Here is a 6,518-nt window from a genome sequence, read left to right as displayed (position 1 = left end):
TATAAAAACGGAGGGAATCAGCATAAGAATTTGGTTCGTTTTGATTACGAGAATAAAGAAGATGTTTTTGATTTAGTGAGCTATAATAAAGGGGGGGCTGTATTGCATATGCTTAAAGATTATATAGGAGAAAAGGCTTTTTATGAGGGTTTGAATTTGTATTTAACTGAAAATCAATTTGGTTCTACTGAGGTTCCGCAATTGCGCATGGCTTTTGAAAAAGTTTCTGGGAAAGATTTGAATTGGTTTTTTGATCAATGGTATTATGGTTCTGGACATCCGGAAATTCGAGTTTCGCATGATTATAATGTGTTAGAAAAAACGGTAACGGTGACTTTGAGGCAGTTGGGAAAGGAGTTTTATTTTCCTGTAGTGATTGATGTGTATGAGAGTGGTAAAAAGCGCCAAATTGAGTTGTTTGTTGATAATGTAGAAAAGTCGGTAACCTTCGCTTATGGTAAGTATCCAGACTGGATTCATGTGGATGCAAACCATATGTTGTTGGCTGAATTTGTAGAGAATAAAACCTTAGCGGAGTATAAATTTATCTTAACACATGCGCCGCATTTTGAGGATAGAAAAATGGCATTGCAGGAGTTGTCTAAACATCAAATGGATAAAAAAATATTCGGAATGGTGGTTGATGCTTTTGATGATAAGAATTATCAAGTGCAGGTTTTGGCTTTAGAAAAAATTGATCTTAGTGGGAAGTATGCAAAAACTAAGGTGATTAAGAAAATTGAAAATATTGCAAAAACGGCAAAAAACAACCATGTGAAAGCAGCAGCCATCAAGGTGATGGGGCGTTTAGTTTACTTTGATTATCAAAAGTTTTTTGAACAAAGTTTTGATGCGCCTTCTAATAAGGTGAAGGGAGCGGCTCTGGAGGCTTTGTATTATCTTGATAAAGAATCTGCAATTACAAGGGCTAAAACCTTACCAAATAGTGTAAAGAAGACGATTGCATATCCATTGGCTAAGATTTATATTGAAGAGCAGGATGATAAAGAGTTAGAATTTGTGTCCAATTATATAGTTCAAGGAATGTATCTTTCTAATAGTGACGAGACAAAAAAAATGTTTCAAGAAGGGTTTGAGTGGGTTGCTAAATCTAATAATATAAAGGCTTTTAAGAATATAACTTCTGATATTGTTTCAAAAGGAAAACAGTATAAAAAATATGGTTTTGACAAACAAGGAGTGAAATTGCTTAGAAGAATGGTGGCTGAGCAGGATAAGATGAGTAATCCAAATAAAAGAGAGATAATAGGGATTGTGAATGAAGCTCTAGAGGAGTTGATTCGTATTTAGAATTCTATAAAAAATAATTAAAAAAGCAGCAAACTTAGTTTTGCTGCTTTTTTTGTGTCTATATGTTTTGAGGAATAGTAAAAGTTTATCTTTTTGAGTATTCTTTAAAAGTACCATCACGGTAAAAGATCATGATTTTTTCAATTTCTCCTTCTGTTGAAGTATGTATGGCTTGAGGTGCTTCTTGTTTTTGTTCTGTGTTGGGCGCGCTGGTATGATCGCTAAATAATTCCTTTTGTTCTGTGGGGGTGATTTGTTGCGTTGTTTTTTTTGCAGCTAATTCTTTTGGTTTTGAAGTTGGAGTAGTGGTAGATTTAGGGAATTGACCTATTCCTTTTAGTAGCCAGTAGAGGTCGACTTCTTGATAAGTTTCTATTGTTTTGAGAACAAATTCTAAGCTTGGTTTGTTTCTTCCGGAGAGTATATGGGAGATGCTAGAGCGTGGAACTTCTATAGTTTCTGCGAAGATTGATGCAGAAATATTATAATATTCCATTACTTTTTTGAGTCTGTTAGAGAAGTTGGTGTTGTTTAACATTGTAAAGCTGTTTTGTGTTTACAAATGTAATTAATTAGTTTTAGATGGAAAAATAACACTTTAATAAACCGTAAAAACATAAACCACAACTTTAAATAAAACACATAATAATATGATCTGTAAAGAATTAAGTTTGTTTTAGATGGTTTTTAAAGTGTTGCTTCGCATGACTAGGGATCTAGTTTCTTTTTTCAGGTTGAACCGATGGAGGATTGTATACAAAAGTAAACAAAAACAAAATTCAATGACGTTACAAATGTAAACAGATGATTATTTACATTTGTAACATGAAAATTATGAATACCACGGAGCTTGAAAATTGGTACGGGACCAATTTTGAAAAAGACTTAAAAGGAAAGAGAATTTTATTTGAAGATATTGAACCGTTATTAAAAAGGTTGGATGCCTCAAAATTCGAAAAGGAGATTTTAGGAACCTCGGAGGAAGGAACTTCTATTTATAAACTTAAAATTGGTTCAGGTAAAAAGAAGATTCTTATTTGGTCTCAGATGCATGGAAATGAAAGTACAGGTACCAAAGCGGTTTTCGACTTATTTCAGTTTTTGCAAAATCCAGGCTCTTTAGAATCTGTAAAAAACGACATACTTAATAATTGTACTTTGGTGTTTATTCCTATGTTGAACCCTGATGGGTCTAAAAAATTTACTAGGGTAAATAGTAAAGAGATCGATTTGAATAGAGATGCAGTGAATAGAGTTGCAAAAGAAAGCAATTTATTAAGAAGTGTTTTGGATGCTTTTAATCCAGAGTTTTGTTTCAATTTACATGACCAAAGAACGATATTTAATGTCCAAGGAACGAAAAACCCAGCGACCATATCTTTTTTAGCTCCTTCAGAAGACCTAGAGAGAACGCTTACGGTAGGAAGAAGAGAAACAATGAGTGTAATTGTATCTATGGATGCTTTGCTGTCTAAAATCATCCCTAATCACATAGGAAGGTATACAGATGAGTTTTATCCAACGGCTACTGGAGATAATTTCCAGAAGTTAGGTCACAATACTATTTTAATTGAGGCGGGTCATTATTATGATGATTATGACAGAGAAGAGGTACGTAAATTCAATTTCTTTGCGATGTTGCAAGGAATGCATTTTATTGCAACAGAAGATGATTATACGGACTATAAGCCTTATTTTAATATTCCAAATAATGATAAGAAATGTTATGATATTATTTACAGAAATGTAAAAAATAAGGAGGGTAAAATTGAAGATGTTGCATTTCAGTATGATTATCAAGTCATGAAAAATGAGTTGGTTTTTGTGAAGCAAGAAGCGGATAGAGGTCAATTAACAGATTTTGTAGGGCATAAAGAATATGACTTAGAGAAAAAAGAATTGAAAAAGGATTAGAAATTAGAGATTTCGTAAAGTAAATGTCTTTTTGATAGAAATATTTTATTATTTTTGCCGAATACCGATTTATTACCAAAATTAAACACATGAAAAAATATAATTTAGATGAAGTAGATCACCAGATCTTGGATATGTTGATTGAAAATGCAAGAACACCTTTTACTGATATTGCTAAAAAGTTATTGGTTTCTGCGGGAACTATTCATGTTCGTGTAAAAAAGATGGAAGAAGAAGGAATTATCAAAGGTTCTACGCTTACATTGAATTACGAAAAAATGGGATATGCGTTTATTGCGCACATCGGAATTTACTTAGAAAGAACATCAATGACCAAAGAGGTGATTGAAGATTTAAGAAAAATTTCAAATGTAACAGTGGCTTATGTAACGGCTGGAAAGTTTAATATTTTCTGTAAAATTAGAGCTAAGGATACTGAAGATGCAAAAAACATTATCTTCCAGATTGATGATATTCCTGGTGTGAATAGAACAGAAACAATGATTTCTCTTGAAGAAAGTATAAACGATAAAAAGAGAATGATGCACGCAATTTTTAGAGATTACTAGAAAGTTGCATCTGTAAAATATTAAAAACGATAAACATTTAAGTTTATCGTTTTTTTTATGCAAAACACTAGATAAACTATGCTTCATATTTTTTCTAATGAATGAATAGTTTATATCTTTACACACTTCAAAATCTATAACATAAAGATGAGTTTATACAAAAAGAATTCGCTTAAATTATATAATTCTTTAAGCAAGGAAAAAGAAGTTTTTACACCAATCAATGAAGGTTCTGTTGGGATGTATGTTTGTGGCCCTACAGTATACAGTAATGTGCACCTTGGTAATGTGAGAACCTTTATGTCTTTTGATTTGGTCTTTAGGTACTTAAAGCATCTTGGGTATAAGGTTAGATATGTAAGAAACATTACGGATGCTGGACACTTAGAGAATGATGCTGATGTTGGAGAGGATAGAATAGCAAAAAAGGCTAGAATAGAAGAAATCGAACCAATGGAGGTGGTGCAGCGTTACACCGTAGATTTTCATCAAATATTACAAAAGTTTAATAATTTACCTCCGAGTATTGAGCCTACAGCTACTGGACATATTGTTGAGCAGTTAGAAATTATAAAAGATATCTTAGATAAAGGAATGGCTTATGTAGTCAACGGATCTGTGTATTTTGATGTTTTGAAATACAATGAATCTGAAGAATATGGGATATTGTCAGGTAGAAATATTGAAGATTCCATTCATAATACAAGAGCTTTGGATGGACAGTCTGAAAAGAAAAACCCACAAGATTTTGCACTTTGGAAAAAAGCAAGTCCTGAACATATTATGAGGTGGCCTTCGCCTTGGAGTGATGGTTTTCCTGGATGGCATTTAGAGTGTACTGCAATGAGTACCAAATATCTTGGTGAGAAGTTTGATATCCATGGAGGAGGAATGGATTTGAAATTCCCACATCATGAATGTGAAATAGCACAGGCAAATTGTTCTAATGGTACGGATCCGGTAAACTATTGGATGCATGCGAATATGCTGACTTTAAACGGTCAGAAAATGGCTAAATCTACAGGAAATAACATCTTACCAGGTGAAATATTTTCAGGAGATAATAATGTGCTTGATAAGCCATTTAGTCCAAGTGTTACTCGATTTTTTATGTTACAAGCGCATTATAGAAGTAATTTAGATTTTTCAAGTGCTGCATTAGAAGCTTCAGAGAAAGGTTATAATAAGTTGTTTCAAGGCTTGACTGTTTTAGAAGGTTTAAGAACAAGTAAGTCTACAAGTGTTGATATAGAAAAATGGGTGCAATCGTGTTACGATGCTATGAATGATGACTTTAATAGTCCTATTTTAATAGCAAACTTATTTGAAGGAGTGAAGTTTATTCACTTGATAAATGATGGGAAAGAAACCATTTCTAAAGAAGATTTAGAACGTTTTGGCTCTGTACTAAAGTCGTTTGTATTCGATGTATTAGGCTTGGTAGATGAGGCAACAGAGGACAACTCAGAGAAGTTGAGTGGAACAGTTGAGTTGTTGATCAAACTTCGTAAAGAAGCAAGGGATGATAAAAACTGGGCTTTGTCTGATCAAATTAGAGATGAGTTATTGGCTTTAGGGATTCAATTGAAAGATGGTAAGGAAGGAACTAGTTTTACTGTAAATTGAGTTTGATCCAGAAAATAATAAGATTTCCTTTCATTGCTTTGGTAAGAATTTACCAGGCTATGATTTCACCTTATTTGCCTGCTACTTGTAGGTATTCACCAACCTGTTCTCAATATAGTATTGAAGCGATTGAAAAACATGGGGTGTTAAAAGGAGGTTTTTTAGCTTTGAAAAGAATAGGAAGTTGTCATCCTTGGGGTGGTAGTGGATACGATCCGGTTCCGGATAAAAAAAGTGCAAATAATAAAAAAGAAAAATGAATTTCAACGCAATTACTTGGGATCCCTCTTTGGGAATAGAATTAGGTTTTTTTACAATTCGCTATTATAGTTTGATGTTCGTGCTGGCATTTGGTGTTGGCTTGGCTTTGATGAAAAGAATCTATATCAAAGATGGGATTGAACTTGATAAGTTAGATAAACTATTTATGTATACCATTATTGCGACTATTTTGGGAGCGAGATTGGGACATGTTTTCTTTTATGATTGGGCTTATTTTAAAGATCATTTAGGAGAGATTTTATTACCTGTAAAATTCAACCCATTTCGTTTTACTGGTTTTGCAGGTTTAGCGAGTCATGGGGCGGCAGTTGGAATTATTACAGCACTCTACTTTTATAGTAAAAACATCCTTAAAAAACCGCTTTTATTTGTGTTGGATAGGGTAGGTATTGTAGTAGCGCTTGCTGGTTTTTTTATTAGAATTGGAAACCTAATGAATTCTGAAATTATTGGAAAACCAACAGGAACGAATTTTGGTATTATATTTAAAAAGTTGGGAGAAGATTTTCCAAGGCATCCTACTCAGTTGTATGAGGCATTTAGTTATTTAGCGATATTTGTTTGTCTATGGTATCTATATTGGAAAACGGATAAAAAAGAACAGTATGGATATCTTTTTGGATTCTTTTTTGCAACCTTATGGTCTGTTCGTTTTGTGATAGAGTTTTTAAAGGAGGCACAAATTGATGATAGAGGTGATTGGGATTTAAACACGGGACAGTGGTTGAGTATTCCTCTAATAATTGTAGGATTGTATTATATGTTTAGAAAAAAGAAATAAAAAAAGCCCTTAATGATTTTAAGGGCTTTTTTGTT

General features: G+C 33.0%; 7 protein-coding genes. 6 read left to right on the top strand and 1 reads right to left on the bottom strand.

Translation table 11 applies throughout. The features are described 5' to 3' along the window. Positions 1–1,311 (top strand): M1 family aminopeptidase (locus tag P8H68_RS11875; protein ID WP_300325386.1); only part of this gene is annotated, 1,311 nt, incomplete at its 5' end. 85 nt (positions 1,312–1,396) lie between these two features. Here the strand turns inward: P8H68_RS11875 and P8H68_RS11870 are convergent. Beyond that, positions 1,397–1,849 (bottom strand): helix-turn-helix transcriptional regulator, encoded by a 453-nt coding sequence (locus tag P8H68_RS11870; protein ID WP_300325383.1) that lies wholly within the window; start codon positions 1,847–1,849, stop codon positions 1,397–1,399. Between the two features lie 287 nt (positions 1,850–2,136). Between P8H68_RS11870 and P8H68_RS11865 the strand changes: the two genes are divergently transcribed. From P8H68_RS11865 to P8H68_RS11845, 5 genes are all read left to right on the top strand, one after another. After that, positions 2,137–3,225, top strand: a complete 1,089-nt coding sequence (locus tag P8H68_RS11865; protein WP_300325380.1) for a M14 family zinc carboxypeptidase — start codon at positions 2,137–2,139, stop codon at positions 3,223–3,225. An 89-nt stretch (positions 3,226–3,314) separates the two neighbouring features. After that, entirely contained in the window at positions 3,315–3,794 is a 480-nt protein-coding gene (locus P8H68_RS11860) for an Lrp/AsnC ligand binding domain-containing protein (RefSeq protein WP_300325377.1), read from the top strand. Between the two features lie 147 nt (positions 3,795–3,941). Then, complete coding sequence (cysS, locus tag P8H68_RS11855; protein ID WP_300325374.1) at positions 3,942–5,420, top strand: cysteine--tRNA ligase; 1,479 nt, start codon at positions 3,942–3,944, stop codon at positions 5,418–5,420. A gap of 2 nt (positions 5,421–5,422) precedes the next feature. Next, the gene (gene yidD, locus P8H68_RS11850; RefSeq protein ID WP_300325372.1) at positions 5,423–5,680 is read left to right on the top strand and encodes a membrane protein insertion efficiency factor YidD; all 258 of its coding nucleotides are present in this window, start codon (positions 5,423–5,425) and stop codon (positions 5,678–5,680) included. Beyond that, the gene (locus P8H68_RS11845; protein ID WP_300325369.1) at positions 5,677–6,483 is read left to right on the top strand and encodes a prolipoprotein diacylglyceryl transferase; all 807 of its coding nucleotides are present in this window, start codon (positions 5,677–5,679) and stop codon (positions 6,481–6,483) included. The genes yidD and P8H68_RS11845 overlap by 4 nt, the downstream gene beginning before the upstream one ends. Positions 6,484–6,518: the final 35 nt, after the last annotated feature.

It is taken from the genome of Flavicella sp. (assembly GCF_029238425.1).
Taxonomy (GTDB): Bacteria; Bacteroidota; Bacteroidia; order Flavobacteriales; family Flavobacteriaceae; genus Flavicella.
This window is presented reverse-complemented; position numbering and strand designations above follow the sequence as displayed.

Bases quoted from the DNA above. Each gene is read 5' to 3' on its own strand.
- P8H68_RS11870 (WP_300325383.1), bottom strand. From the start codon at position 1,849: ATGTTAAACAACACCAACTTCTCTAACAGACTCAAAAAAGTAATGGAA.
- P8H68_RS11865 (WP_300325380.1), top strand. From the start codon at position 2,137: ATGAAAATTATGAATACCACGGAGCTTGAAAATTGGTACGGGACCAAT.
- P8H68_RS11860 (WP_300325377.1), top strand. From the start codon at position 3,315: ATGAAAAAATATAATTTAGATGAAGTAGATCACCAGATCTTGGATATG.
- cysS (WP_300325374.1), top strand. From the start codon at position 3,942: ATGAGTTTATACAAAAAGAATTCGCTTAAATTATATAATTCTTTAAGC.
- P8H68_RS11845 (WP_300325369.1), top strand. From the start codon at position 5,677: ATGAATTTCAACGCAATTACTTGGGATCCCTCTTTGGGAATAGAATTA.